This window comes from Acinetobacter sp. ACNIH1, from assembly GCF_002934695.1.
Classification (GTDB): domain Bacteria; phylum Pseudomonadota; class Gammaproteobacteria; order Pseudomonadales; family Moraxellaceae; genus Acinetobacter; species Acinetobacter variabilis.
In genome coordinates, this window is record NZ_CP026420.1 from 2,538,827 (window position 1) to 2,565,774 (window position 26,948).

Annotated in this window: 26 protein-coding genes and 1 pseudogene; 11 read left to right on the top strand and 16 right to left on the bottom strand. The window is 43.3% G+C overall.

The genetic code is table 11. The annotated features are described in order from the left end of the window. Window positions 1–105: 105 nt before the first annotated feature. The 9 genes and pseudogenes from C3F22_RS12415 to C3F22_RS12455 all read right to left on the bottom strand — a co-directional run bounded on the left by C3F22_RS12415 (window position 106) and on the right by C3F22_RS12455 (window position 9,075). Entirely contained in the window at window positions 106–864 is a 759-nt protein-coding gene (locus C3F22_RS12415) for a hypothetical protein (protein WP_005232308.1), read from the bottom strand. Window positions 865–901: 37 nt separating this feature from the next. Next, a complete protein-coding gene (locus tag C3F22_RS12420; RefSeq protein ID WP_077067961.1) occupies window positions 902–1,930 on the bottom strand; it encodes a transposase in 1,029 nt (342 codons plus the stop codon). 73 nt (window positions 1,931–2,003) lie between these two features. Then, a complete protein-coding gene (locus tag C3F22_RS12425; protein ID WP_005232309.1) occupies window positions 2,004–2,201 on the bottom strand; it encodes a hypothetical protein in 198 nt (65 codons plus the stop codon). 124 nt (window positions 2,202–2,325) lie between these two features. Next, window positions 2,326–4,968, bottom strand: a complete 2,643-nt coding sequence (gene topA, locus C3F22_RS12430) for a type I DNA topoisomerase (RefSeq protein ID WP_104426635.1) — start codon at window positions 4,966–4,968, stop codon at window positions 2,326–2,328. A gap of 31 nt (window positions 4,969–4,999) precedes the next feature. After that, the gene (locus C3F22_RS12435) at window positions 5,000–5,449 is read right to left on the bottom strand and encodes an ammonium transporter (protein WP_005232313.1); all 450 of its coding nucleotides are present in this window, start codon (window positions 5,447–5,449) and stop codon (window positions 5,000–5,002) included. A 71-nt stretch (window positions 5,450–5,520) separates the two neighbouring features. Next, on the bottom strand, window positions 5,521–6,459 hold the full coding sequence (locus tag C3F22_RS18420) for a PIN domain-containing protein (RefSeq protein ID WP_262477306.1): 939 nt from the start codon (window positions 6,457–6,459) through the stop codon (window positions 5,521–5,523). 196 nt (window positions 6,460–6,655) lie between these two features. After that, window positions 6,656–7,684, bottom strand: coding sequence for a transposase (locus C3F22_RS12445; protein WP_104425909.1), 1,029 nt, complete (start codon window positions 7,682–7,684; stop codon window positions 6,656–6,658). A 56-nt stretch (window positions 7,685–7,740) separates the two neighbouring features. Continuing rightward, window positions 7,741–8,604, bottom strand: a pseudogene (locus C3F22_RS12450) (hypothetical protein); the annotation flags it as partial. Between the two features lie 225 nt (window positions 8,605–8,829). Next, window positions 8,830–9,075, bottom strand: a complete 246-nt coding sequence (locus tag C3F22_RS12455; protein WP_005232320.1) for a SlyX family protein — start codon at window positions 9,073–9,075, stop codon at window positions 8,830–8,832. 39 nt (window positions 9,076–9,114) lie between these two features. Here C3F22_RS12455 and C3F22_RS12460 point away from each other — a divergent pair, with 39 nt between their 5' ends. Together C3F22_RS12460 and C3F22_RS12465 are read left to right on the top strand one after the other, a co-directional pair. Then, window positions 9,115–11,022 (top strand): ATP-binding cassette domain-containing protein, encoded by a 1,908-nt coding sequence (locus C3F22_RS12460; RefSeq protein ID WP_034169862.1) that lies wholly within the window; start codon window positions 9,115–9,117, stop codon window positions 11,020–11,022. A 123-nt stretch (window positions 11,023–11,145) separates the two neighbouring features. Then, a complete protein-coding gene (locus tag C3F22_RS12465) occupies window positions 11,146–12,081 on the top strand; it encodes a lauroyl acyltransferase (RefSeq protein WP_104427022.1) in 936 nt (311 codons plus the stop codon). Between the two features lie 40 nt (window positions 12,082–12,121). On the opposite strand, the gene C3F22_RS12470 is transcribed toward C3F22_RS12465, so the two are convergent. Both C3F22_RS12470 and C3F22_RS12475 read right to left on the bottom strand, forming a co-directional pair. Next, window positions 12,122–12,529 carry a GNAT family N-acetyltransferase gene (locus C3F22_RS12470; protein ID WP_034169861.1) on the bottom strand — a complete coding sequence of 136 codons (408 nt, stop codon included), beginning with the start codon at window positions 12,527–12,529 and terminating at the stop codon, window positions 12,122–12,124. A gap of 336 nt (window positions 12,530–12,865) precedes the next feature. Continuing rightward, on the bottom strand, window positions 12,866–13,996 hold the full coding sequence (locus C3F22_RS12475) for an endonuclease/exonuclease/phosphatase family protein (RefSeq protein ID WP_034169860.1): 1,131 nt from the start codon (window positions 13,994–13,996) through the stop codon (window positions 12,866–12,868). Between the two features lie 188 nt (window positions 13,997–14,184). Between C3F22_RS12475 and asd the strand changes: the two genes are divergently transcribed. The 5 genes from asd to truA all read left to right on the top strand — a co-directional run bounded on the left by asd (window position 14,185) and on the right by truA (window position 20,274). Then, window positions 14,185–15,303: an aspartate-semialdehyde dehydrogenase gene (gene asd, locus C3F22_RS12480; RefSeq protein ID WP_034169859.1), complete on the top strand. Its 1,119-nt coding sequence runs from the start codon at window positions 14,185–14,187 to the stop codon at window positions 15,301–15,303. A gap of 138 nt (window positions 15,304–15,441) precedes the next feature. Then, window positions 15,442–17,046, top strand: coding sequence for a hypothetical protein (locus C3F22_RS12485; protein WP_104426637.1), 1,605 nt, complete (start codon window positions 15,442–15,444; stop codon window positions 17,044–17,046). A gap of 65 nt (window positions 17,047–17,111) precedes the next feature. Next, window positions 17,112–18,440 (top strand): fimbrial protein FimV, encoded by a 1,329-nt coding sequence (locus C3F22_RS12490; RefSeq protein WP_104426638.1) that lies wholly within the window; start codon window positions 17,112–17,114, stop codon window positions 18,438–18,440. A gap of 46 nt (window positions 18,441–18,486) precedes the next feature. Further along, on the top strand, window positions 18,487–19,458 hold the full coding sequence (locus tag C3F22_RS12495) for an asparaginase domain-containing protein (RefSeq protein ID WP_104427023.1): 972 nt from the start codon (window positions 18,487–18,489) through the stop codon (window positions 19,456–19,458). Window positions 19,459–19,476: 18 nt separating this feature from the next. Continuing rightward, window positions 19,477–20,274: a tRNA pseudouridine(38-40) synthase TruA gene (gene truA, locus C3F22_RS12500; RefSeq protein ID WP_005232340.1), complete on the top strand. Its 798-nt coding sequence runs from the start codon at window positions 19,477–19,479 to the stop codon at window positions 20,272–20,274. Window positions 20,275–20,400: 126 nt separating this feature from the next. Here truA and C3F22_RS12505 read toward each other — a convergent pair whose 3' ends face one another. Then, complete coding sequence (locus C3F22_RS12505) at window positions 20,401–21,408, bottom strand: AraC family transcriptional regulator (RefSeq protein WP_004781856.1); 1,008 nt, start codon at window positions 21,406–21,408, stop codon at window positions 20,401–20,403. A 232-nt stretch (window positions 21,409–21,640) separates the two neighbouring features. Between C3F22_RS12505 and infA the strand changes: the two genes are divergently transcribed. From infA to C3F22_RS12520, 4 genes are all read left to right on the top strand, one after another. Then, entirely contained in the window at window positions 21,641–21,862 is a 222-nt protein-coding gene (gene infA, locus C3F22_RS12510) for a translation initiation factor IF-1 (protein ID WP_001284370.1), read from the top strand. A gap of 140 nt (window positions 21,863–22,002) precedes the next feature. After that, window positions 22,003–22,203 carry a hypothetical protein gene (locus C3F22_RS12515; protein WP_005232343.1) on the top strand — a complete coding sequence of 67 codons (201 nt, stop codon included), beginning with the start codon at window positions 22,003–22,005 and terminating at the stop codon, window positions 22,201–22,203. A gap of 32 nt (window positions 22,204–22,235) precedes the next feature. Continuing rightward, on the top strand, window positions 22,236–22,397 hold the full coding sequence (locus C3F22_RS18285; protein WP_158651681.1) for a hypothetical protein: 162 nt from the start codon (window positions 22,236–22,238) through the stop codon (window positions 22,395–22,397). Window positions 22,398–22,586: 189 nt separating this feature from the next. Beyond that, window positions 22,587–23,000: a hypothetical protein gene (locus C3F22_RS12520; RefSeq protein ID WP_005232345.1), complete on the top strand. Its 414-nt coding sequence runs from the start codon at window positions 22,587–22,589 to the stop codon at window positions 22,998–23,000. A 64-nt stretch (window positions 23,001–23,064) separates the two neighbouring features. Here the strand turns inward: C3F22_RS12520 and leuB are convergent, their stop codons facing one another. From leuB to leuC, 4 genes are all read right to left on the bottom strand, one after another. Further along, the gene (leuB, locus tag C3F22_RS12525) at window positions 23,065–24,144 is read right to left on the bottom strand and encodes a 3-isopropylmalate dehydrogenase (RefSeq protein ID WP_005232348.1); all 1,080 of its coding nucleotides are present in this window, start codon (window positions 24,142–24,144) and stop codon (window positions 23,065–23,067) included. A 41-nt stretch (window positions 24,145–24,185) separates the two neighbouring features. Then, window positions 24,186–24,749 carry a hypothetical protein gene (locus C3F22_RS12530; RefSeq protein ID WP_005232350.1) on the bottom strand — a complete coding sequence of 188 codons (564 nt, stop codon included), beginning with the start codon at window positions 24,747–24,749 and terminating at the stop codon, window positions 24,186–24,188. A gap of 87 nt (window positions 24,750–24,836) precedes the next feature. After that, the gene (gene leuD / locus C3F22_RS12535; protein ID WP_005232352.1) at window positions 24,837–25,487 is read right to left on the bottom strand and encodes a 3-isopropylmalate dehydratase small subunit; all 651 of its coding nucleotides are present in this window, start codon (window positions 25,485–25,487) and stop codon (window positions 24,837–24,839) included. 21 nt (window positions 25,488–25,508) lie between these two features. Further along, complete coding sequence (gene leuC, locus C3F22_RS12540) at window positions 25,509–26,942, bottom strand: 3-isopropylmalate dehydratase large subunit (RefSeq protein WP_005232354.1); 1,434 nt, start codon at window positions 26,940–26,942, stop codon at window positions 25,509–25,511. Between the last annotated feature and the right edge of the window lie 6 nt (window positions 26,943–26,948).

Consider the following 26,948-nt stretch of genomic DNA (forward strand, 5'->3'; position numbering starts at 1 on the left):
TATGACTTTGATTATGCTCTTAAATCATGGAGAAATTTGTTAGAAATTGACTGAGTTTATCTATAAAAATGGTAACTTATGCCGGTTTATTCAGCACTTCGTTAATTATTTTTTCCAGCCAAGTTCAATCGCCGTGATTTCATTAATCAGAGTCTGATTTAAAGATTCTGGCATTTTACTGGTGCTTTGCGATACTGGAATGTGCCCTGCCATTAGCTCAGCTTTGGTTTGGGGAAATAAAGGCTGCTGATTGGGATTAGCATAACCGACGGGGTATATCGGCTGGCCTGTAGTGAGATCATATTTATCTGAAGCGCCAAAGGTATGCAGTAATTCATGCACCAGCACAATCTTATTCTGGTCAGACTGTCTGCTTGAAGCAAATAGATTGACTGAACCAATCCGGCCTTTTTGCAGAGCCGTTGAATGTTTTAATTGCTGGGTGTGTGCAGGATCATAATAATTTAAAAAGAGAGTAACGTTCGAGGAAGGATCTGAACCTTGCTGCTGTTGCCAGGCATAGAAACGGAATTTCAGACTCCATAAAATGGTGCCAAGTAAGGAGGCCTGCTCCGGCACTTTAGGTGGCAATTCTTTGAGTTCATGTCCCAGATTAAAATAAAAATAAGTGGGCTGTCCACGGTACTGCTGGGCCGCTTTTTCCAGATATTCTTGTGTCCCTTTTAGATCCTGAGCAGACAATTGCTGGATATATTGCTGTGTAGTCGCCAATCCATCTGCATTGATCGGATGCAACAGAACAAAGATTGGTTTGTTCCAGTCCTGATTCTGATCTCGATAAGCATTTACTGCCACCACAAATAAAATCATCAATAAAATCAGGATTCGGATTTTTTTCCACATATGAACATGCCAATATATAGTTAGGACTTACGCACTATTATTTATAGATTTTCTGTGGCAGCAGATGATTCTTATCGAGAATAAATTCATCAATAAAGTTCTTGATAATTGGTCTAAATAATTTCTTCTGCCAACGATATACATTTTCAAAGATCCGCTCAAACTGGTTCTTTTGTATCTCAACATAGGCCATCAAGGCTGAGAAAATATGATTCAAAATCAGCTTGGATCGTCTTACTTGAAACTTTTCAATATGACAAACCTGTTTAATTACTCGATGATATTGTTCTATTTTCCAATGACTTGAATGTAATTCATAAAAACCATCAAAGGACAATAAATCATCTTCATCTTGATGCACAATATAAAATCTCTGCTGTTCTTTTAACTGAGTCTTAAATAATTGTACAAAGCCAACATCTTTGAGCCAGACCACTTGACCCTGATGAAAATTCGGCAATAAACGGAGTTGAAACCATTGTCCTTTTTCAGGGGAAACCTTACGGTTACTGTCGACACCAAACATAAATCGAATACCATGTTTTCTTATGGTTTTTAGATTTTCAGTCGATGAATACCAACTATCACCTGTAATGAATTGAATCTTTGCACCCCAATCGAGTACTTCACTTAACATCTCCATAAAGTAATCATTCTTGGTTTTACTTTCTGACTTATCATAAATTCGAAAATTAATTGGAATATTTTTGCCATGTTGATCTGTCGCATACAAGGTAATGAGATTAATACCCTTGACGGATCGGTGGTGTTTACCTGACCAAAAATAGCTAACTAAGTCCATATGTTGACTATATGGCTTATCTAAAACAGTATCATCAATACTGACTATAAGTTTATTATTATCAATGTGTTGAATTGCTTCTTGATATAGATCGCGAGCTGTGTAGTCTTCACGCTCCAAAAAGCGATTTACACTGTCATGCGAGATATTATAAGTCTCGGCAAGTTGTGTGCAGCTAATAGAGTTTGGTTCTGTCATGAGAAAGCCCATATAAATGGGTAATGTACAAGTTGCTGTAGAAGCATGTTTAGTTCGTCTGATCACAGATACGTTATAAAGTAGTTTGAGACTTTTTTAAATCCCTCAATGCGTAAGTCCTATATAGTTTATTTAAAAGTTATTTTTGTTTCGTTTTTTGATCTTCAGAGCGCAGATATAAAACACAGCTCAAAGTAACCAGCGACATAATAATCACCAGAATAATCATCATTCCCCGATCCATAGGAATACCCATTTCATTAATCTTTCCAAGCATGAAATACAGGATAGATCCTAATCCGATACTTAAGAACAGGAATTTATCTAGCCAAATCATGGATGATTCCTATTTTAATCTTTTATTATTTAACGCCTAGAATATCCTAGAACTGTGTTGATCAAAAATACTTAGTCATAAAAAAATGCCGACTTTCGTCAGCATTTTCTTGATGTCTTATAGCTTAGGCTTCAACCCATTTGCCATCCTGATAAACCAGCGACCATTTGGTTTGCTTGCCTTCCGGGGTTTCTGATCCAATATATTGAGACTGGTTCTTACGGCTAAATTTCACTAGAGTTGGATTCCCTTCAGGATCCACATCTGGCGCCTGCAGAATAAACTGATATTTTGGATCCAGCTGATCCGCCACAGTACGCAGTTCTGCCACTTTCGGTGCGCGAGTTTCACGGACTTTCGGAAACTTGCTCGCAGCCAGGAACAGACCTGCGGCACCATCCCGCAGAACAAAGAAATCGTCATGCTTGGTTGAACGCAGGTGTTCCATCTTGATCGGATCAACGCGCGGAGGTGCAGGCTGACCATTCTTTAAGACTTTACGGGTATTTTCACAGCTGGTGCAGGCAAAATATGGACCAAAACGGCCAGTTTTCAGCTGCATTTCACCATCACATTTGTCACATGGAATGGTTGGGCCATCATAACCCTTAATCTTGAATTCGCCTTCTTCCAGCTCATAACCTGTACAGTCCGGGTTATTACCACAAATATGCAGTTTACGGCCGCCATCAATCACATAGCTGTCCATTGCAGTGCCACAGACTGGACAACGTTTCTTCGACATCAGATCAGCGGTTTCAGCGGCATCATCATCAGACAGTGCTGCCAGAGATTCAACCGGAGTCAGGTTCAATGTACCTTTACAACGTTCTTTCGGTGGCAGGTTATAACCTGAACAGCCCAGGAAGACACCTGTTGTGCCGGTACGGATCTGCATCGGACGGTCACATTCTTTACAATGGACTGCTTCAACTTCTACAGGCTGATTGCGGCGCATGCCGTTTTCACCCTGAGCATTGGTTAGACGTTTCTTGAAATCACCATAGAAGCTGTCTAACAGATCTTTCCAGTTGCGCTCACCATCTGCCACTTTATCCAGCTGACCTTCAAGGTCTGCAGTAAAGTCGTAGTTCATCAGATTATTGAAACTTTCATCTAGACGGTCAGTAACGATCTCACCCATCTTCTCGGCAAAGAGACGACGGTTCTCCAGTTTTACGTAACCACGATCCTGAATGGTCGAGATAATGGCAGCATAAGTCGAAGGGCGACCAATACCTTTTTTCTCAAGCTCTTTGACTAAAGATGCTTCAGTAAAACGTGCCGGTGGCTTGGTAAAATGTTGAGATGGATCTAGTTTTTCCAGCTTCAGCACTTCACCGACTTTCACTGCCGGTAACAATACATCATCATCAGATTTGTTCTGACCACGAACTTTGGTGAAACCATCAAATACTAAGGTACGACCTTTGGCTTTCAGCTCGACACCATTGGCATCGACTAAAATCGTAGAAGATAAATATTCAGCAGGTGTCATCTGACAGGCCACAAACTGACGCCAGATCAGGTCATACAGACGCTGTGCATCACGTTCCACTCCAGCAAGACTATCGCCTTTCAGCGCGACATTAGATGGACGAATGGCTTCGTGAGCTTCCTGCGCACCGGCTTTATTACCATAACGGTTCGGCTTGGCTGGCAGATATTTCTCGCCGTATTCAGACTCGATATGACCGCGCACCATATTGACTGCATCATCACTCAGGAAGGTGGAGTCAGTACGCATATAGGTAATGAAACCAGCTTCATACAGGCGCTGCGCCAGCATCATGGTTTTCTTCACCGAGAAGCCTAAACGTGTGCTGGCTGCCTGCTGTAGCGTTGAAGTGATATACGGCGCGCTTGGATTGACCTTGGTTGGTTTATCCTCACGGCTCATCACCTTGTATTCGGCATCTTTGATCAGGTTCAACAAAGCATCAGTTTCAGCTTTATTGTGTAGCTTTAAGGTCTTGCCATTTTGCTTCACTGCTTCCAGGCGAATGTCATCTTTTTTCGCTTTGGTATCAGCAAATACTTGCCAGTATTCTTCCGGAATGAACTTACGAATTTCACGTTCGCGTTCCACGACCAGCTTTACAGCGACAGACTGTACACGTCCCGCAGACAGACCACGGGCAATTTTTTCCCAGAGCAGTGGTGAAATCATGAAGCCGACGACACGGTCTAAGAAACGGCGCGCCTGCTGGGCATTGACCTTATTGGTATCTAGACGAGATGGTTGCTTAAACGCTTCCTGAATGGCATTTTTGGTAATTTCGTTAAAGACTACACGCTGGTAGCGTGAATCATCGCCGCCGATCACTTCTTTTAAGTGCCAGGCAATCGCTTCCCCTTCACGGTCCAAATCCGTTGCGAGATACACTTCATCGACTTGCGATGCCAGTTTTTTTAGTTCAGCGACTACGCCTTCCTTGCCCGGAAGGACTTCATATTTGGCTTTCCAGTCATGTTCTGGATCGACACCCATCCGGTTAATCAACGCCTGCTGTGATTTTTCTGCTTTTTCTGCTTCAGTCAGCTTGGTTCGGGTCACCGGTTTTTTCTCTGCAGTTTTCGCAGAGCCGCCCGTCGGTAAGTCACGCACATGACCCACCGAAGATTTTACGATGTAGTTTGAACCGAGATACTTGTTGATTGTTTTCGCTTTTGCAGGCGACTCCACAATCACCAAGGCACGTTTACTTCCAGCGTCGGAAGACTTCGCCGTGCTGCTTTTTGATGTGGACCGAGGAGCGTTCGCCATATTAACCGTTTAATCCTGTTTATTTCTAAAATTAAAGTTCAGCCAAAGAATGTAATAGTGCCTTGATGTCATCAAGTTGTGTGGCTCTAAGATCAGATTCTTCATCCCAATAGAGTCCTACACAGTTTGCCTGCATATCAATAGCATAAATGCCCTTTAATGCAATGGGAAAATCTTTAAATTTGTCATCCCCATGCACCAGTTCAAGTTTGTTATCAACCACGCGGGCACGCATCAGCGGTAAACGGGCATCTGGAAGCAGCACACTATAATAGGCCACCATACTGGCACGACTTTCAGTCACCTTGGGAATATTAGTCCAGTCAGGTGCAACCACCAGACGTGGATGTAAGCCCATCTTGCGGGCTTTATCACGCATGAGTCCTAATGCCTTTTCTCTAGGACTCACACGCAGACCAAAAATAGACCCCAGTACGAAAACGATGATGACAACTGCCACCCAGATTCCGGTATTTTCCATAGTTCAACCTTTATGTTCTTATATTAGATTTGCATAAGCCCGCTATAAAAGGCAAGCACCGCTGGATAAATTTAATTTCCCAGCAGCTGCGGACTATAAATAATTTCCCGTTTATTTAACTGTATTAGCTGATGTTTGATGAGTAAATTGAATGATTCTCGGACCTCTTCCTTAGGCACGCATCGCTCTAGTAACACCTCGAAACTGGCAATAAATTTAGGCCGACGTTCTGCAACAACATTGAGATAAGGCATCAGGCGCAGACGTAAATGACTTAATTTTCTTTCAGTCACTTCATCTTGAGTTTCGACGGTTTCGACGGTTTCGACGGTTTCGACGGTTTCGACGGTTTCGACGGTTTCGACGGTTTCGACGGTTTCGACGGTAGCTAAATGCTGTTTATAAAATTTTTCAATTGCTGCAGTCTGATATTGAAGCTTACTAGACTGATTTTTAATAATTTTTATTCTGATTAACTCATCCACTAAAAGCTGAGCACATTTTTCTTCCACTTTTAAATTGGCTTTAAGCGAGTTGATTAAACTTTCTACTTTTGCAGGCTTAGAAAAGTTACTTCTTACTAAATTGGAGCAGTATTGAAAAATCAGTTTTTGAATGTCTATTTCTGCTTTTATTTGCTGAGCAATATTTGGATTGACTAATGGTTTAGCTGAAATAACTTTAGCCTGAAATTTGGCAATTTTAAGTAAGTCCGCCACATATTCCATAGAAAAGTCATTCGACATAATCTCGAAGCAAACTTCAGAGCTTTTATATTGGGTAGAAAGCTGTCCAGCAATAAAACATAGGCCAAAATCAGCAGCGTCTTTACCTATTTTAGGCATCTTCAGGACTTTTAGTTTTCCTGCACTGATTGCAGCTGCAAGCCTGACGACACCGTCTAGACTAAACCCCATGGGCGTTTTGGCATAGACCAGATAAACATATTGATATTGGGCAAGATATTGAAGGAGCTCTGTTTCAGTTTTGTGTAAGTTTTCAATATCCAATAACAGTATTTTTTTCATATGCCCTCATGAGATTATTCTAATTTAGAAACATCTCATGACTATATAACACTTCGTGACCATTCCAATAAATATATCCTTTTTCAATCAACTCTTTAAGTAAAAGACGGACATCTGATTGTGGAAATAACTGCTCGAGTAAATCACGTAATTCATAAATATTAGGACTTACGCACTATTATTTATAGATTCTCTGTGGTAGCAGATGATTTTTATCGAGAATAAAGTCATCAATGAAGTTTTTGATAACTGGTCTAAATAATTTCTTCTGCCAACGATATATATTTTCAAAGATCCGCTCAAACTGGTTCTTTTGTATCTCAACATAGGCCATCAAGGCTGAGAAAATATGATTCAAAATCAGTTTAGATCGTCTTACTTGAAACTTTTCAATATGACAAACCTGTTTAATCACCCGGTGATATTGCTCTATTTTCCAATGACTTGAATGTAATTCATGAAAACCCTCAAAGGACAATAAATCATCTTCATCTTGATGCACAATATAAAACCTCTGCTGTTCTTTTAACTGAGTCTTAAATAATTGTACAAAGCCAAAATCTTTGAGCCAGACCACTTGACCCTGATGGAAATCTGGCAATAAACGCAGTTGAAACCATTGTCCTTTTTCTGGGGAAACCTTACGGTTACAGTCGATACCAAACATAAATCGAATACCATATTTTCTTATGGTTTTTAGATTTCCAGTCGATGAATACCAACTATCACCTGTAATAAATTGAATCTTTGCACCCCAACTGAGTACTTCACTTAACATATCCATAAAGTAATCATTCTTGGTTTTACTTTCAGATTTGTCATAAATTCGGAAATTAATTGGAATATTTTGACCATTTTGATCTGTCGCATACAAGGTAATGAGATTAATACCCTTGACGGATCGGTGGTGTTTGCCTGACCAAAAATAGCTAACCAAGTCCATATGTTGACTATATGGTTTATCTAAAACAGTATCATCAATACTGACTATAAGTTTATTATTATCAATATGTTGAATTGATTCTTGATATAGGTCGTGAGGTGTGTAGTCTTCACGCTCTAGAAAGCGATTTACACTATCATGCGAGATATTATAAGTCTCGGCAAGTTGTGTGCAGCTAATAGAGTTCGGTTCTGTCATGAGAAAGCCCATATAAATGGGTAATGTACAAGTTGCTGTAGAAGCATGTTTAATTCGTCTAATCACAGATACTTTATAAAGTATTTTAATACTTTTTTGAATCCGTCAATGCGTAAGTCCTAAATATCTTTAGGCTTATTTCCCTGTAATTCGCACAGCTTGCGTGCGACTTCGAGCTGTACCGGATCAATTTTATTAAAGTTTTTGAACAGACCTTGCTGGGCAGACTGGATTGGAGATTGAGCAGGTTCAACCACAGGCTCTTCAGTATTGAGCTTCGAGACTGCCTGATCCAAAGCTCGTTTTTCAGCAGGTTGGTTGTCATTGAGATCTAGTTGCACCCACTGTTTCAAAACTTTTTTACGGAAACTGATCTGCTCGTCATAACGTTTGACTATTTTCAGATTAATCAGCATGCCAACTACATGCTGCGCTTTGCCTGGTAAAACTTGCAGAATATTGGTGACTGAATTTTTTAAGGTTTCGAGCGTGGTCGGTTTACCACTCATCTTGCCGAGCGCATCACAGTACTTTTTCACCAGCTGCAAAGCCGGTTTTGCTTTAATGGCTTCAATACTTGGCAACTGGATTTTAGGTTTATCTTGAGCCCCTGTGGATGCATCCTCTGGCAGCACCTGAATCAGGCTGCAATCAATATCCGAAGCCTGAAGCATTTTCATCAGCATTTCACTGCTATCCATGGCTGAAATCAGCTCGACATGAGTATCTGCTTCTAGCAAAGCCATCAGCTGACCCACAATCAGGGCATATTCATATTCTTTATGCTCTGCTTCCAGGACATTCAGAATAATAATTTGTCCGCTGCTGATCCAGCTGGCCAACTCAGTCAGTTCTTCTAGAGCAAACTCGAATTTTCCGGCACAGTTAAACAGATACAAGGTCGGATAATGTTCAACGATGTCACGTAACAGTTTGGCTGTAGGAAAGTTATTTTCGAGATCAAGAAGGACAACTTTTTGGTGCATAAGGCAAGATTAAAAACTGAGCTAGAAAAATACTATTAGAGTAGGAAGTGTGTGAAAGGTCAAATAGTTTCCACCTTCCATGACGATATTTAGATTTTAAAGATCATCTTGGACGAAGTAAAAGTGGTGACTTGGTTTAGGTTTATCGAGCTTCACCTGCTTAAAAGAAAGCCCTCACGACTGGAGGGCTTTCTTTTTGCTTTCTTTTTAAAAATTATTTGTAAATTAATAATGCGGTGGACGGTTGGTGACCGGATCAAAAGCATCAATCCCTTCGGACAAATCTGCAGACTCAACACGTTGATATAACAACTGCATTTGTTTTTTTAAATCGGCAATTTCCAGATTCTGGCGAGTGACCTGCTGATTCAGCTCTTCAACTAAATCATCTAAAAATGCAATTCGCACTTGCAAATCTTCAATGGGTGCGGAAAATGACGCCTGATCATTTAGATTTTGTTGTTTAGTCATTTTAAGTCCTCATTTGGGATTTCAGGAAACATTAACATTATGGCCTATATTACTTTAAGGGATGTCCAACTGGCATTTGGCGGACCTGCCTTGCTCGACGGCGCCAACTTTAATTTGGAACGCGGTGAACGAGTATGTTTGATTGGCCGTAATGGTGAGGGTAAGTCTACCTTACTTAAACTGATTGAAGGAAGTTTACTCCCGGATAGTGGTGAAGTTTCGTTACAAAATGGCATCACCATTTCCATGCTGGCCCAAGACGTGCCAATGGATTCTGGCAAGGTTGCAGATATTGTTGCTGATGGCGCCGGTGAAGCTTCAGAAGTGTTGCGTGCCTATCATGAAGCCAGTGAAGCTTGCGTGCTCGGTGATATGGAAGCCTGTGACCGCATGGGACATTTGCAGCATCAGATGGATCAGCTGGATGGCTGGGCTTTGGAAACTAAGGTTAATTCAATCCTGAGTAAAATGGGATTGGATCCGGAAGCGGATCTTGCTGATTTATCCGGTGGCCGTAAACGCCGTGTTCTGTTGGCACGTGCCCTGCTCACTCAACCTGATGTGCTGTTACTCGACGAACCAACGAACCATCTGGATGTCGAAAGTATTGAATGGCTGGAAAAATTCCTGCTAGAACAGAATAACCTGACCTTACTGTTTATTTCGCATGACCGTGCCTTTGTGGACAGTATTGCGACCCGTATTGTCGAGCTGGATCGTGGCATTTTGCGTAGCTATGAAGGCAATTATTCACGTTACCTCGACCTAAAAGCTCAGCAGTTGGAAGCAGAAGAAAAACAAAATGCCCTGTTCGAGAAAAAACTGGCTGAAGAAGAAGCCTGGATTCGTCAAGGTATTAAAGCGCGCCGTACCCGTAACGAAGGTCGTGTTCGTGCTCTGAAAGAATTACGTGAAGAGTCTAAAGCACGCCGTTTCCAGCAAGGCAAAGTCAACATGTCAACTCAGGAAGCACAGCGTTCAGGTAAAGTGGTGTTCGAGATTGAACATCTGAGCGTGAAGTTTGGTGACAATGCACCGATTATTAATGATTTCTCGGCGCTTGTAATGCGTGGTGATCGTATTGGTCTGGTAGGTGATAATGGTGTCGGTAAAACCACACTAATCAAAGCCATTCTGGGAGAAATCGAGCATGGCGGTACAGTCAAAACCGGAACCCAGCTGGAAATTGCTTATTTTGACCAGCTACGTAATGTGCTGGATCTGGAAAAATCAGTTAAAGATAACGTTTCGGAAGGTTCAGATCATGTCGATGTGAATGGCCAACGTCGTCATATCTACAGCTATCTGCAAGACTTCCTGTTCTCGCCAGAACGTGCCCGTACGCCAGTTAAAGCTCTATCTGGCGGTGAACGTAACCGTATTCTGCTCGCCAAACTGTTACTGAAACCATCAAATCTGATCGTGATGGATGAACCGACCAACGATCTGGATATGGTAACGCTGGAACTGCTGGAAGAAATGCTAGCGGAATACAAAGGCACCCTGCTACTGATCTCGCATGACCGTGCCTTCATGGACAATGTCGTCACATCGACTTGGGTCTTTGATGGCAAAGGTAATATTGATGAATATGTCGGTGGCTATCAGGATTATCTGGAACAACGTCCAGATCAGACTGTGGTTGACCAGAAAATGGCAGTCAAAAAAGCTCAAGCCAAGGCTGAAGCAGCGGTTGCACCTGTAGCACCTGCGCCAAAGAAAAAACTTAGCTACAAAGATCAGCGTGAACTGGAACTGTTACCGGCTGAAATTGAAGCACTGGAAAAAGAACAAGCTGAACTTTCCGACAAACTGGCGGATGGCTCGTGGTTTGTCACAGATGCCGCAGCAGCGACCAAAGCCTCTGAACGTTTAGGCGAAATTGATGAGATTTTGCTGGAAAAAATGGAACGTTGGGACGAACTGGAAAATATGACCAAAGGTTAATCTTTAAATCGCCTAGTCACTAAGCATCTGTATTCATACAGGTGCTTTTTTATTTTGCAGTTTTTTATTTCAAAAAGCTCTTCTGCTACACTGCTGACATCTTTGATTTTAAATATTGAATTTATGAGTCGAACGCCAGAATACCAACCCGGTGAATTTCAATGGTCATTCCTGTTACCGCAATACTGGGGTATCTGGGTGGGTATTGTATTTCTGATGATTCTGGCCATCTTACCTTGGGCGATTCAGCATCGTCTGGCAGATCTACTCGGCCAGATGGCATTTAAATATTTGAAATCTCGCCGTGAAACCACGCTTCGCAATCTGGAAGTCTGTTTCCCGGAATGGTCAGCTCAAGAAGTTCAGGACAATGCCCGTATGGTCTTTATTGACCAGATGCTCGGTGTATTTGAGACCTTGAATGCCTGGTATTGCCCAGAATGGTTTAAAGGCCGGGTACAGATTGAAGGGCTGGAACATATCCAGCAGGCTCAGGCAGAAGGTAAAGGGGCTTTATTGCTTGGCACCCACTCGACTTTACTGGATGCCGGCGGTTATTTATGTGCACAGTATTTTGAGCCGGATGTGGTGTATCGACCACAAAATAATCCCTTGCTCGATATGCTGATTTACCGCTGCCGTGCCACCATTTATGTCAACCAGATTGACCATGATGATATGCGCGGTCTGGTGCGTAACCTGAAAAATGGCCATGCTATCTGGTACAGTCCGGATCAGGATTTTGGTTTAAAACAAGGCGTAATGGCGCCCTTTTTTGGGGTACCTGCAGCCACAGTAACTGCACATCGTCGCTTACTCAAAATAACCAAAGCTGCTGCCATTCCACTCTATTTTTACCGGACTGGGGATATTAAAAATCCACGCTACTGTGTATTGATCGAACCTGCGGTAGAGAATTTGCCAAGTGCGGATGAAGTCAATGATGCAACCCGGGTAAATCTGATTATTGAACGCCAGTTGCGCATTGCACCGACGCAATATATGTGGTTCCATCGTCGCTTTAAGACCCGTCCTGAAGGCTACGATAAAATCTATTAAGAACTAGAATTAATATGAACGGTATTATTGGCAAGAAAAATCAATGATCTGTTCCCTGATAAATCCACATTGCTTGTGTATGCCCTGCACGCTCAAAACCTAGAGTTTTATAAAATTCAGTGGCATGCTGATCAGCTACCAGAATTTTCTGATGAAATCCTGAATAACGTTGCAGCATTTCTTGCATGATCAGACGACCAATGCCCTGTCGCTGCACCTCTGGGTGAACCAATAAATGCGGGAAATACACCACCAGATAACCGTCTGAAATCGCATTTCCCAAGCCGAACAGCCGACCGTTGATACGTGCCGTCACCAGACTATGAGAATGCTGCAAAGCCTGTAAAAGTAATTGAGGTTTTTCTGCAGCTGACCATTGATTGACTAGATAGAGCTGTAGCACTTCGGATTCATTAACTGAATCATGATCGGGAATCATAACTTCCATTCAGGTAATATCCATTTTTTAATTTAAATTTTATTTTAATAATCAAATAATTATAATAAAAAAATGAACCAAAAATAATTTAACCCGAGTTCTACATCCTGTAAAACCCGGGTTAATGAGGTTGTGCTTTCATATATTATAATTGCTTCTTCGTTGTTGTGATTTCCCTTTCAGCATCATTTCCATGATGTTTTCATTCAGCTTCGTCTTCCTTATGAGAATATCCTTTCTCGACTCCCTGTGCTGATGAGCTTAGAATACGTGGATTCCTCTGTACTGCCCATTCGCAAGAAGCGGAAACTGCTGTAAGCAATATCGTACACTTTTCAGCTAAAACTATAAGAATTTCCCCTCATTCTTATAAGCCATCGCAATCTTATCAGTGACTTTTTTCTCTTCTTTCTCTGCCTTTTCAATTCCTTCCTGAATCGCTTCTTTGGCTTCCTGATCATCCTGATCCGTTTCTTCCAGCGCTTCCTGATGATGCTCAAATACCCGCCCAGTTTGTAAAACCAGATAAACCGGAAAATGATCTGACCCGACGTGTTTTAAACGCTCCATATGCACCAGAGCGAAATCGGTGCTGTGAAACACATGGTCAAGCGACCAGCGTAATAAAGGATAATCGGCATGGAAGGTATTTACATAGCGTCGACCGACACGTGGATCCAGCAAACCGCTGATACGCTGGAATAAACGTGTCGTGCGTGACCAGGCCACATCATTCAGATCTCCCATCACAATGCAGCTTTCATCCAGATCCTTAATCTGATCCCCTACAATCAGTAGTTCCGCATCACGTAAGGTTGAATCTTTAGCTTCAGTTGGGCTTGGCGGTTTCGGATGCAGACAATAAAGCTGTACCGGCTGTCCGGAACGTAACATGACTTTGGTATGAATCGAGGGAATTTCATCACTCAGAATAAATTTAACCTCGGTTTCACTCAGCTCAAGTTTGCTGTACAGATGCATGCCATACAGATTATCCAGAGGTACGGGCACCCGATAGGGATAATCTGGCTCAATGACGGCCAGTGCATCCTGCCATGCCTTATCGGTTTCCAGCGTTAAGACCAAGTCTGGCTGATGGGTCTGGATCTGTTCAATCAGTAAATGATATTTGGTATTGGTGGTGAGGACATTTGAGACAATCAGGGAAATCTGACGATCCGGATCCAGCTGATCCTGCTTGACCTGCTTGACCTGTTTTTTCCAAACAAAGGTATAAGGCAAGACCATTTTCAGCTGATACGCCAAAGCAGCGATCAGGCCGACAAAAAGCAGCTGATTGAAGGCCGTCCATGGGTGATCGACGAGGAGAAAAAGTACAAAGGCAATGAAGCCCAAAACCAGAATCTGTAAACGTGGAAAATCTGCACCACGAATCCACCATTCATCTCGGGGAATCAGCGACCAGAAACTTAACCAGATGACCACGATTGCCATGATCTGGATAAACCCTACCATAAGATACACTCTTCACTAAGTTATTATTTTTTCTAAAAGAAAAATTGCTTTATCAATTTTGTATGTATCATAAAGCAGATATTTCGCTCAAGAATATTGATGTTTTGATTGTGTAGCTCTTGCAGTCACGTCCCTTTTTGATACACTCGAATCCCTTTTGATTTTTTAACGCACCGAGGCAAAGTGACATGAAAGTAGGTCTGGTCGGTTGGCGCGGGATGGTGGGTTCCGTCCTTATGCAACGTATGGTTGAAGAGAATGATTTTGCTCATTTTGAGCCATTCTATTTTTCTACCAGTAATGCGGGTGGTGAAGCTCCGGCATTTGGTGGTAAGACTGCCCCAGCACTTATGGATGCAACAGACATTAACAGTCTGAAGCAAATGGATGTCATTATTACCTGTCAAGGTGGCGATTATACCACTGAAGTTTTCCCGAAAATGAAAGCTGAAGGCTGGGATGGCTACTGGATTGATGCAGCATCTACCCTGCGTATGGATGATGAAGCAATCATCGTACTTGATCCGGTGAACATGCATGTGATCAAAGACGGTCTGGTCAAAGGCACCAAAACTTTCGTGGGCGGTAACTGTACCGTTTCTCTGATGTTGATGGGCTTAGGCGGTCTGTTCCAGAACAATCTGGTGGAATGGGCAACTTCAATGACTTATCAGGCAGCTTCGGGTGCGGGCGCGCAAAACATGCGTGAGCTGATTACTGGTATGGGTTATTTATATAATAATACCAAAGACTTGCTAGATGATCCACGTTCTCCAATTCTGGACATTGATTCTAAAATTGCTGAATTGCAACGTGGTGAAGGCTTCCCGTCTGCAAACTTCGGTGTACCTTTAGCGGGTTCTCTGATTCCATACATCGACAAGCAGCTGGAAAGCGGCCAGTCTAAAGAAGAATGGAAAGGTCAGGCTGAAACCAACAAGATCCTGGGTAACCAGCAGATCGTACCGATTGATGGCCACTGTGTACGTATCGGCGCAATGCGTTGTCACTCTCAGGCATTAACGCTGAAACTTCGCAAAGACGTTTCACTGGATGAGATCGAAGATATCATTGCAAATGCAAATGACTGGTCTAAAGTTGTGCCAAACACTCGTGAAGCATCAATGACTGATCTGACTCCTGTCGCAGTCACTGGTACATTAACTGTACCTGTTGGTCGTCTGCGTAAACTGAACATGGGTAAAGAATACCTAGGTGCATTCACAGTGGGTGACCAGTTACTTTGGGGTGCTGCAGAACCTTTACGCCGTATGCTGCGTATCTTGATTGATTATAAAAATTCTTAAGTTTCCGTCAGGAAATACAGCACAAAGCCGATCTTTATTGATCGGCTTTTTTGTGTAACTATTGCGTAAGTATTTTACAAAAAACAAACATCCCGTTAATCTATAATTTTCGCTATGCGATAATGACTGAGCTCACAGATGACTGTATATAACAAATTAAAGCTTGCCATTTTAGCCATTGTTGCTTCACAAAATATTTATGCGATTAATGTAGATCCGGTACAAATCCAGTCTGCACCTGGGGAATTGCTTTATGCGGAAATGAATTTCCGTCAATCAGATATTAACTTGCCCATTGAGGTAAGTTTAGCCTCGCCAGAAGACCTGATTTCTCTGGGTGCATCGCATCAGCCACCGGGTCATTTGAATTTTTTCACCCGTCGCAACAGTAATGGTACTGGGGTTATTACCATTACCTCCTCGCGCCCGGTCACTGATCGTGAATTAAATATCATTGTAAAAATCAAGGAAGGCAATGCAGCACGCCTACAGCATATCCGTACTGCATTAAGACCTAAAACTGATTTGTTACAGGCCAGCCTGAAACAGAATGAACAGCCACTCGCGCCTGTCGTAGTCGTGAGTGAAAAAGATATTGCCCTAAACTTACCGGTGAGTACGCGCTATACCAATGCTCAATCCAAGCCAGCCACCTCGTTTGGGGCAGAAAAACCGTTAGCCTTGCAAAACACAGCACCTCCTGCATTATCAGCCAGCTCTATCTCTAAAACCGCGATAGCTGCTGTGACCCATGAGCCGACATCGAGTATTGCAGCTCAAGTCACAAGCCCAACAAAACTTAATACTGAAACTGCGGTAGCAGCGACAAGTCATAGTTCACAGCAAGCTGGTACTGTAAACACTGCGCCAGTGAATACTCCATCCAAAGCAATCAACACGGCTGTAACTCAAGTAGATGTAACGCCAAACTTACAGGCTGCAGCGACAAAAGTTCAGGCTGAAACAAAACCAGCTGAAGTTGCAGTAGTCCCAACAAATAAAAATACAGCCTCAGCGCAAGCTTCTGCACCGACAAACACTGAAAACCAGATGGTGTCCAGTGATCCACTTGTCAAAAAATATGCAGAACAGCAGGCACGCAAGCAGGCGGCATCTACCACTGCACAGGACAAACCAAATTTAGCGGCTAAAACTCAGGCACAGCTGGCAGCCATCAAGCAAAGCACCTCAACCCAGGTCAAACCGACCTATGTGGTACAGTCAAATGAGTCGCTTTGGGGCATTGCCTCCAGGATTGCCAATGAACAGCAGCGTCCAGTGAGTGAGGTCATGCAGCAGATCAAGCGTGAAAATGAACATGCTTTTATTGGGGGTGATGCCAACCGCTTGCGTAAAGGTGTAGCGCTTAATTTAGCGACCATTCATACTGCGAAAACTCCGATACAGGCCGCAGCGACTAAGTCTGTTCAAGTACCCTCCAAACCTGCTGCAAAAACCAAATATCGTCTGAATGAGGCAGAAATGAGCCTGGTTGCCGAGAATCAGCGTGATTCCGGCCAGGTTTCTGCCAACTCAAACACAAAAGAAAATCGAACTTCGAAAGAGTTGTCATTAAAAGTTATGACAGCCCGTGAAAAAACCGTTAAATTAAAGAGAAACGTAACTGAACTAGAATTGGCACTCAATCAGAAGGATCACAGAATTCAATTATTAAATGCTCGTCTTGCCCAGCTGCAGAAGCAGCTTAAAGCACAACAGGCAGATAAAAAGCCAATTAATTAAAAAGTTACACATGACGATTTATTGGGATAGGCGAACTTAAGGACTCTATCCCCAAGGGGTAAAACATGCTGATTTATGTGATTCCATTAGTGATATTGATCATCGTATTAATTGTCGTAAAAAAACGACAAGATGCTCAAGAATCAGATAAAGCAAAAACTAAAACTGTAAAAGCGAAAAAACCTGGCGCTGCGTCAAAATCCACTTCACAAAGAACCAAAGTGGTCGAGCCAGCCGGAGTCGTTAAAAAATCAGCAACGCCTCTATCAGCAGAAACACGCAAGAAAATTGAAGGTCTGATTCAGGAACGTAATTTCTTTGCAGCTGAAGCTCAAATCAATCAGGCACTGAATCGCGATAATTCTCAACATGAGTTATATTTACTGCTACTCGACATTCATATCCTGCAAAAAGATGAATTTGCGATTTCACAGCTGATTAACCATGTTCGCTCTCTGGAACTGGAAGATATTCTGGCTCAGGCTGAGGTCAAAAAGCGTGAGTTTGAAAACTCTTCGGTCGCTGTTCAGGATACTATTGATTTCCCAAGTGCTCAGCCACAAACCCCTCCTGTACAGGAAAGCAAACCTTCTACAGATGCCTTTGCAGACCTGGTTGCCACTCCTGCTTCAAACGAACAGGCATTTGATGCATTACAACAGGAACTGCAACCAAGCAAACCAGCTGCTGTAGCGGAACCAGTACCTGATATCCAACCCTTAGAGTTCAACTTTGAACCGAAGATTCCAGCGGCTGAGCCAGTAAAAACGGAAGAAGCTTCGCCTGTATCAGATAATTCAGTTGAATTTGATCTTCAGATGAGTACTGCTGAAACCCAGACTGCTCCAACAGCAGCAACTGAGTCAGCACCGGTTCTGAATTTTAAGCTTGAGCTTGAACCATCTGTATCTTTAGAAACAGAATCAGTGCCTGCAACAACAGAAGAAATCCAGCCTTTAGATTTTTCTTTCTCTCTAGACACTCCAGCACCTGCTGCGGAAAAAACAGCCGAACCTGCGACTGAGTTTGATCTTTCTGGCCTTGATATTGCAACGCCTGCAACTGAAACGCCTGCTACGACTGAAACATCTGGACTAGATTTCAAACTTGATAATATCGAAGCTGTAAAAGAAGCTCCTGTTTCTACAGGGGTGAATTTTGAGATTCCGACAGCGCCAGTAAATACAGCAACCGATCAACATGATCCATTGGTGCAGTCTTTCCCGGAGCTGATGGAAGTTAATGAAGCGAACCTTAACCTGGAGCTGGCACAGCAATATATCCAGTTAGGCGCTTATGCAGCTGCCCGTGAAGTCATTGCTGAACGTGAAGCTGAATATACAGCAGCACAACGTCAGCAAGCCGATCAGTTGCTGAATCAAATCGCATCTTAATCAATTTCCCTTTACACTAAAGCAGTCACATTTGGCTGCTTTTTTTATGATGAAAGATATTGCACTGATTTATATGGGCGGCACCTTTGGCTGTGTCGGTGACCCGCTCTCCCCTATGTCTGCCGATTTATTTATTCCAAAACTGGAACAGCTGCTTGCTACGGATCAACCGTTGATTCAGTATTACTGCGCTCCTGTGATTAAGGACAGTAGTGCCTGTACTGCTACAGACTGGTTAGAACTGGTGCAATTTATCCAAAATCTGCAATCTGAACAGCAGATACAACATTTTGTGATTATTCACGGGACAGATACCCTGAGCTATGCCAGTGCAGTATTGGCACATTTTATGGGGAATTCAGCTCATATTGTGCTGACTGGCAGCCAGTATCCCCTCCTGAATGCTGAAGGCGATGCGCAACGCGAATTTAGCGATGCCATGGACAATCTGAGCTTTGCGCTCGCTTCAGTAACTCAGTGTAATGCAAATGTTTATCTAGCTTTTCATCAGCAACTGATTCATGCTCAAACTACCTTAAAGCAGCATACCACTGAGCTGAATGCCTTTACTGGTCTGGACGCTCATATCGCTATTCGGGCCAACCAGCAAAGTTGTCAGGTTACGGCAGACGATATTACCAAAGCTCCAGATTTTAACTGCATGAGCTTGATGATGCAGCCGATTGATTTAGTCCAACAGTTCAATAACCTGAAAAATATTTTAGCCCATCCGCCACACTTCCTATTCCTGCAAGGTTTTGGAACCGGCAATCTGGCCGTCAATCCAGAGATCGTAGATTTCATCAATCAGCTCTATGCCAAAGGCTGTATCTCGGTCTTAACTACTCAAGTGCCTTTTGGTGCCACCGATCAGCGTTATGCCATTGCTGAATGGGTGCATGATTGCAAAATTCTGCTCAATGAAAGTTATGGCCATGCTGATCTTTATGCAAAAGCCCTAAAAATGTATTTACAATATGACACGGTAGAGCAATGGCATGCCCATTGGTACGATTAGTCAGGTTTTGAGGTCATTATGCAGCGTTTTGCAGTGGGAATTGAGTTTTGTGGAACGAATTATCGAGGTTGGCAGACTCAACAGCCGGGCGTAATCAGTGTTCAGGAAACCATCGAGAAGGTACTCAGCAAAATTGCCGATAAACCGATTATTCTGCATGGTGCAGGCCGAACCGATGCCGGCGTGCATGCGACGAATATGGTTGCACATTTTGATACCCATGCCTTGCGTTCTGAACGAGGCTGGTTAATGGGCTCAAATAGCCAGTTACCTAAGGATATCTCGATCCAATGGATCAAGGAGATGGATAATGGCTTCCATGCACGCTTTAAAGCACAGGCACGCCGTTATCGCTATATTGTCTATAACCATCCGGTACGCCCTGCCTTGCTGCATAAACAGGTCACGCATATTTACTATCCACTTGATGTCAAAAAGATGATTGAGGCAGCTGCAAAGTTTGAAGGCACGCATAACTTTGAAAGTTTCCGTGCAGCAGCCTGCCAGTCCAATCAGCCGGTACGTCATGTACGTCATTGCCGCCTGATCCAGCATGGGCCTTATCTGATTCTAGATATTCAGGCGGATGGCTTCCTGCATCATATGGTACGCAATATCATGGGCTGTTTACTGGAAATCGGTCAAGGCATGTATGAGGTTGACCATATTGACCATATTTTTGCAGCAGAAGATCGTAAAGCAGCCGGAGTTACCGCACCACCGGACGGTCTGTATTTTATTCAGGCTGAATATCCAGAGCATTTTGACTTACCCAAAATACCTTTGGGTCCATATTGGTTGAATATGCCGGAATAAGCTAATTATTTTTAATTTTTAAATCCCTCCTAACCTCCCTTTAAAAAGGGAGGAACTCTCCTCCTGAGCAAAGCTTAAGCACTGCTTTAAGCTGAAGCGCAAGAAAGGAGGGACTTAGGATGGTAATTAACGCTGCTTCCGCTTCCGATATTCCACTGGTGTTTCATTGGTCCAGCGTTTAAAGGCACGGTAGAAGGTACTCGGTTCCGAGAATCCAGTCAGATAAACAATACGCTCCACACTTTCATTGGTACTCGCTAATAAACGTTTAGCCAGACGACAGCGATAATCGGACAGAATCTGCTGGAAACTAGTATTAGCCTCACTGAGCTGGGTACGTAAACGACGTGGAGTAATATTCAGTTGAGCGGCTACAGTTTCCAAAGTCGTTTCACCGCTTTCTAAAGTAGAACCGATTGCACGACGCACTTCCCCGACTAAATCGTAACGAGCCAGTTCCTGTAATTTTTCAATCGCCAGCTGTTCATGTAGCTGCAACAGTTCCGGTTCTGCCTGCCAAAGTGGAAAATCCAGAATACTTGGATCAAAATACAAACGGGTTTCTTTCTGCCCCAAACTTACCGGACATTCATAAACCCGGAAATATTCTTCATCTGCCGCGCCTTTGGAAAAATTAAAATCGATATAGATCGGTTCAAAACGGCCTTCAGTAATAAATTTAAAGAAACGCAACACACCTGACATCGCACATTCGGTAAAGTGACGATTGACCAGACTTTCAGCAAAAGGCTGTTCACCATTGGTCAGATAGCAGCGATCATCTTCGACCACCAGCTTGGCATGAAAGGCATCACTGATCAGACGCTGATAAGCCAGTGCACGTTTCAAGCCTTCACCAAAATTCTCTGATGAAATAAACAGATGCTCAATCACCTGTCCGCGATAGAGTGGCAAATGTTCACCCAGATGCAATCCGATATCCGGGTCCTTACTGACCTCTTCTGCGGCAACCCAGAAGGCATACTGAGCACTAAGCGGAGTACGGTCATTGGTCTCCACCTGATTTAAAGCGACTCCTGCTTTCGTCAGAAGTTCTTCTGTTGGCAAACCTGCACGACGAATCGCCTGATAGCCTAAACGCAATACGACTGATGCATCCGTTAGCTGACTCACTCAAAAACCTTCCTTGTATGTACTTCATTTATACTTAAAAAGATTGAAATTAGATTAACTGTGATTGACCAAACTGACAACAGATACCATACGCTTTTTAGTTAAAAAAGTTTAAACTCATACTTCGCTTATTTTACTGACAGATGATCAGTCTAACGCCCATTACACCTTGTGTTTTGCGAAAAAATTGACTATAATTTGCGCCTTTCCAATTTATTCATTCAGGTAGGCTATGGCCAATAAAGAGGAACTCATCGAGTTCGAAGGCGTTGTCACCGAGACGCTTCCTAATACTATGTTCCGTGTACGTTTAGAAAACGGTCACGAAGTAATTGCCCATATTTCTGGTAAAATGCGTAAACACTATATTCGTATTTTGACTGGCGATAGCGTGAAGGTCGAAATGACTCCTTATGATTTGACTAAGGGTCGTATCACATACCGTGCGCGCTAAGTTTTAGCGGAAGCAAAAGCCACTCATCCAGTGGCTTTTTTATTGCCTTTTCTTTTATATCAATTCCCCTGCACATTCCCTATACTGCATTCGAAGATAATCATTTCTATTTTTCCTCTAATAAAAACAGTGAATCATTCATGCAAAAAATCTTGTTTTCTCTGATCCTAGGAATCAGCCTGAGTGCCTGCGCCACTACCAATTCGACAAAATCACGACAACTAGATCAGCAACTACAGCAATATATCGGCCAATCTGCAGAGTCAATTCGCAAGGATCTGGATTTAACTGCACTCGGTTTTAAGACCTCAAAAGCACCTGTACAAACGGAAAACGTCTGAGTTATACCGTACTTCGCACCATTTAACTTCCGTTGGGAACACCCGCCATTCAGCAAAGTGTCAGTATAGGTGCCCCTGTACGACTCGCAACTGCACCCGGCCCGGGTTATCAGGTTGAAATGCCTTGTCAGATTCATTTACAGCTAGAACAAGGGACTGCCCAATCCGTGCAATATAGCGGACGTGCCTGTTAATACTCATTTTTGCTTTTTATTCATTTTGAAGTGAATATAAGAACATTCTAAGTTGTCTTGGATTTGATGGCTACAGCTAACATCTAACTGCCTGATTATTGTTGTCTTACCTAATAATAAATTACAACAGTTCCTCTCACACTTTGCTACTACACTGTTTTTAAGCGTTCCTTGAGTAGGAGTGATGTGATGTTGTTAAGCAAAGGGACTCCTCTGGTATTGGGCTTGAGCATCCTGTTGCTCGGTCTGTCAGGGTGTGCACAGACACCCACGATCAGCCAGGCCGACCGTGAAGCTTATTTACAGCAATTTATTGGCCAGAGCAGCCAGTATATTGATCGCAATTTAGATTTGAAACGTTTGGGTTATCAGCAAATCAGTGAACCTGAGCTCAGCTCCCAACAGCTCAGCTATGTCGTAGAACGTCCTGTGACCGTGCCCTTACCGATTGCCCAATTTCCGGCAGCAGGTACAGGCACAGTTCCGGTTCCAGTCACTGTGAGTCCTGCATCAGGGTATGATGTGAATTTGCAATGCAAGATTACCTTTTTGCTTAAAGACAATATTGCAACTTCTGTCAGCCTTACGGGTCGAACCTGTTAATCAAAATCAGTCATAAAAAAACGCAGCTCAAGGCTGCGTTTTTTACGTAGAAATACTGAGTAACTTAATTCAATGCAGTCACAACTGCCTGACCCATTTCCACCGTACCCACTTTAGTCATGCCTTCAGACATGATGTCAGCCGTACGCAGACCTTGGTCTAAAACATTACCTACCGCATCTTCAATAGCTTTTGCAGCCGCTTCTTCACGGAAGGTATAACGCAGCATCATGGCTACAGACAGAATGGTTGCCAATGGGTTTGCCAGGTTTTGACCTGCGATATCTGGTGCAGAACCATGGCAAGGTTCGTACATCCCTTTACCATTTTCATCCAATGAAGCTGATGGCAACATACCGATTGAACCAGTCAGCATTGCAGCTTCATCAGACAGGATGTCACCGAACAGGTTTGAAGTCACAATCACATCAAACTGCTTAGGCGCACGTACTAATTGCATCGCAGCATTGTCTACATACATATGAGACAAGTTAATGTCTGGATATTGCTCTTCTTTCAGTGCAGTCACGGTTTGTTTCCAAAGCTCAGTCACTTCAAGCACGTTGGCTTTATCGACTGAACATACTTTACCGTCACGCAGGCCAGCAAGTTCGAACGCAACTTTGGCAATACGCTTGATTTCAGATTCTGCATAAACGTCAGTGTTAAAACCTTGTTTTTCGCCATTTTCCAGTTCACGGATCCCGCGTGGCTGACCGAAGTAAATACCGCCGGTCAATTCACGTACGATCAAGATATCCAGACCAGAGACAATTTCCGGTTTCAAGCTAGAGGCATCAGCCAATTGTGGATAAAGAATCGCTGGACGTAAGTTCGCAAACAGATTCAACTCACTACGTAGTTTTAACAGGCCACGTTCTGGACGGATTGAACGCTCAATCGTATCCCATTTTGGACCGCCTACAGCGCCGAGCAGAATTGCATCTGCTTTTTTCGCCTGTTCAGAGGTTACCTCTGGATAAGGTGAACCGTGTGCATCAATCGCAGCACCACCTAAAAGACCTTGTTCCCATGTTAAACCCAGATTGAATTTTTCATTAACTCGTGTAAGCACCTGTTCTGCGGCTTTTACAATCTCAGGGCCAATACCGTCACCAGCTAAAATCAAAATTTGTTTAGACATGAGCTTTTCCATTTATAAGGTCAGGCATCCACCTGACTAGGTTAAATTTTTTTTTCTACAAACTCTGCAATGCCATTGATGACATTATAGGGTTTGCAAAAACGACGAATCACTTTCTGCTCTTGCAACAGGTCCACACACAATGGATCAGGTGCAGAGGCATTTAATAAACTGGTGCTACGTGCATTTCGGTCACGGAACATTTTCAAGGTATAGCGTTTATTCGCCTTAAACTGCTGGAACAGATGCAAGGTCTCAGCCTTATCCTTGCTAATCGGATAGAAACGCACCACCAGTTCATGCTGCCCTTCCGGCACAGATAAATAAATCGGATTATCCTGTTTCAGGTTTTTGGCCTGCAAACGAACCAGACGCTGATCTAGCGCTTCTGGGCTGATTCGCTTGGTGGACTCATCCACAATCATGGTCCGATCTAAACGTTCAAACTGACAATCCGGTGTGCCTGCACAATAAATCAAAGCATTGGATTTGCTTTCTGCATCTTCTTTGGCATGTTTAAGTTTGAAGGTATCAATGCTCTGACACGCGGTCATCAGCACTGATACTGCACTTAGAGCAAGCCACTGTTTCCAATACGTTGCCATGATGTCTGTATTAACCTATCAAAAAAATTAATAATCTTCTGATATTAGCAAGGCCTTCGCAGTCATGCCATGACAATTTTTGCTGTTTTATGAATGAATTTCAGCAAATACCCATGGGCGTGATTGTTTGGTTTTTTCTTCGTAGGCACGAATATCATCTGCCGCCTGCAAAGTTAAGCCAATATCATCCAAACCATTTAACAAACAATGCTTACGGAATGGGTCCACTTCAAACTTGAAGCTTTCGCCATTTGGTGTACGAACTTCCTGCGCTTCCAGATCAATCGTTAACTGATAACCTTCAGCTGCTGCACATTCCTTGAATAACTGATCAACCGTTTCTTCCGGCAAGATCACCGGCAACATGCCATTTTTAAAACAGTTATTAAAGAAAATATCAGCAAAGCTTGGCGCAATCACAGTACGGAAACCGTATTCATTCAAGGCCCAGGGCGCATGCTCACGGCTTGAACCGCAACCGAAGTTAGCACGTGAAATTAAGATCGATGCACCTTGATAACGTGGCTGGTTTAATACGAAGTCCGGGTTAATCGGACGAACCGAGTTGTCCTGACCTGGATAACCTTCATCCAAATAACGCAATTCATCAAACAGGTTTTCACCGAAACCGGTACGTTTGATCGATTTCAAAAACTGTTTTGGAATAATTAAATCTGTATCGACATTGGCACGGTCTAAGGGTGCAACAATACCTTGTTCAACGGTATAAGCTTTCATATTTCTGCTCCTGCGTACCAATTAAAATGAACGGACATCAACAAAGTGACCGGCAATCGCTGCAGCAGCAGCCATGGCTGGGCTCACCAAATGGGTACGACCGCCATTACCCTGACGACCTTCAAAGTTACGGTTTGAAGTTGAGGCACAATGCTCGCCTGGCTGCAATTTGTCAGCATTCATTGCCAAGCACATAGAACAACCTGGTTCACGCCATTCAAAACCAGCTTCGATAAAGACTTTGTCCAAACCTTCAGATTCTGCCTGCTGTTTCACCAAACCCGAACCCGGAACGATCATGGCCTGTTTAATGCTAGAAGCCACTTTACGACCTTTGATCACTTCAGCCGCAGCACGAATATCTTCGATACGTGAATTGGTGCAGGAACCGATGAATACACGGTCTAACTGAATATCTGCTAAAGCCTGACCTGCAGTTAAGCCCATATATTGATAAGCACGGTTCCAGTCATTGCGCTGTACATCATCTTTGGCCTGTTCTAAAGTTGGGACCGCTTGAGACACCGGAATCACCATCTCAGGAGAAGTCCCCCAAGAGACTTGTGGTTCAATCTCTTCACCTTGCAACACCACAACTGTATCGAAGTGCGCGCCTTCATCAGAATGCAAGGTATTCCAGTACGCAACCGCCTGATCCCATTGCTCGCCTTTCGGTGCATATGGACGGTCTTTGACATACTCAATGGTTTTTTCATCGACTGCGACCATACCGACACGTGCACCCGCTTCAATTGCCATGTTACATACGGTCATACGGCCTTCGATCGACATGTCACGGAATACCTGGCCACCAAATTCAATTGCGTGACCTGTACCGCCAGCAGTTCCGATTTTACCGATAATGGCTAAAACCACATCTTTCGGTGTTACGCCCTGACCTAATTTACCGTCAACGCGTACCAACATGTTTTTCATTTTCTTTTGAACCAGGCATTGGGTTGCCAATACATGTTCAACTTCTGAAGTCCCGATCCCGTGTGCCAAGCAGCCGAATGCACCATGTGTCGCGGTATGTGAGTCACCACATACAACCGTCATACCTGGCAAGGTTAAGCCCTGCTCAGGACCAACAACGTGCGCGATCCCTTGACGAATATCGTTAATATCAAATTCAACAATATCGAACGTCTTACAGTTGTCATCCAAGGTTTGTACCTGGATACGTGAAGTATCATCTTCAATCCCAGCCACGCCCTGCTCACGCTCTTTTTTAGAGGTCGGTACGTTATGGTCAGGTGTTGCGATGTTGGCACTTAAACGCCATGGCTTACGGCCAGCAAGTTGCAAGCCTTCAAAGGCTTGTGGTGAAGTCACTTCATGCAATAAATGACGGTCGATATAAAGTAGAGCTGAACCATCATCTCGTTGTTTTACTAAATGATCATCCCATAACTTATCGTATAATGTTTTTGCTGTTTGGGTCTCGCCTGCCATGTCGAT

Coding starts and splice junctions, on each gene's coding strand:
- C3F22_RS12415 (WP_005232308.1), bottom strand. CDS start 864: ATGTGGAAAAAAATCCGAATCCTGATTTTATTGATGATTTTATTTGTG.
- C3F22_RS12425 (WP_005232309.1), bottom strand. CDS start 2,201: ATGATTTGGCTAGATAAATTCCTGTTCTTAAGTATCGGATTAGGATCT.
- topA (WP_104426635.1), bottom strand. CDS start 4,968: ATGGCGAACGCTCCTCGGTCCACATCAAAAAGCAGCACGGCGAAGTCT.
- C3F22_RS12435 (WP_005232313.1), bottom strand. CDS start 5,449: ATGGAAAATACCGGAATCTGGGTGGCAGTTGTCATCATCGTTTTCGTA.
- C3F22_RS12455 (WP_005232320.1), bottom strand. CDS start 9,075: ATGACTAAACAACAAAATCTAAATGATCAGGCGTCATTTTCCGCACCC.
- C3F22_RS12460 (WP_034169862.1), top strand. CDS start 9,115: ATGGCCTATATTACTTTAAGGGATGTCCAACTGGCATTTGGCGGACCT.
- C3F22_RS12465 (WP_104427022.1), top strand. CDS start 11,146: ATGAGTCGAACGCCAGAATACCAACCCGGTGAATTTCAATGGTCATTC.
- C3F22_RS12470 (WP_034169861.1), bottom strand. CDS start 12,529: ATGGAAGTTATGATTCCCGATCATGATTCAGTTAATGAATCCGAAGTG.
- C3F22_RS12475 (WP_034169860.1), bottom strand. CDS start 13,996: ATGGTAGGGTTTATCCAGATCATGGCAATCGTGGTCATCTGGTTAAGT.
- asd (WP_034169859.1), top strand. CDS start 14,185: ATGAAAGTAGGTCTGGTCGGTTGGCGCGGGATGGTGGGTTCCGTCCTT.
- C3F22_RS12485 (WP_104426637.1), top strand. CDS start 15,442: ATGACTGTATATAACAAATTAAAGCTTGCCATTTTAGCCATTGTTGCT.
- C3F22_RS12490 (WP_104426638.1), top strand. CDS start 17,112: ATGCTGATTTATGTGATTCCATTAGTGATATTGATCATCGTATTAATT.
- C3F22_RS12495 (WP_104427023.1), top strand. CDS start 18,487: ATGATGAAAGATATTGCACTGATTTATATGGGCGGCACCTTTGGCTGT.
- truA (WP_005232340.1), top strand. CDS start 19,477: ATGCAGCGTTTTGCAGTGGGAATTGAGTTTTGTGGAACGAATTATCGA.
- infA (WP_001284370.1), top strand. CDS start 21,641: ATGGCCAATAAAGAGGAACTCATCGAGTTCGAAGGCGTTGTCACCGAG.
- C3F22_RS12515 (WP_005232343.1), top strand. CDS start 22,003: ATGCAAAAAATCTTGTTTTCTCTGATCCTAGGAATCAGCCTGAGTGCC.
- C3F22_RS12520 (WP_005232345.1), top strand. CDS start 22,587: ATGTTGTTAAGCAAAGGGACTCCTCTGGTATTGGGCTTGAGCATCCTG.
- leuB (WP_005232348.1), bottom strand. CDS start 24,144: ATGTCTAAACAAATTTTGATTTTAGCTGGTGACGGTATTGGCCCTGAG.
- C3F22_RS12530 (WP_005232350.1), bottom strand. CDS start 24,749: ATGGCAACGTATTGGAAACAGTGGCTTGCTCTAAGTGCAGTATCAGTG.
- leuD (WP_005232352.1), bottom strand. CDS start 25,487: ATGAAAGCTTATACCGTTGAACAAGGTATTGTTGCACCCTTAGACCGT.
- leuC (WP_005232354.1), bottom strand. CDS start 26,942: ATGGCAGGCGAGACCCAAACAGCAAAAACATTATACGATAAGTTATGG.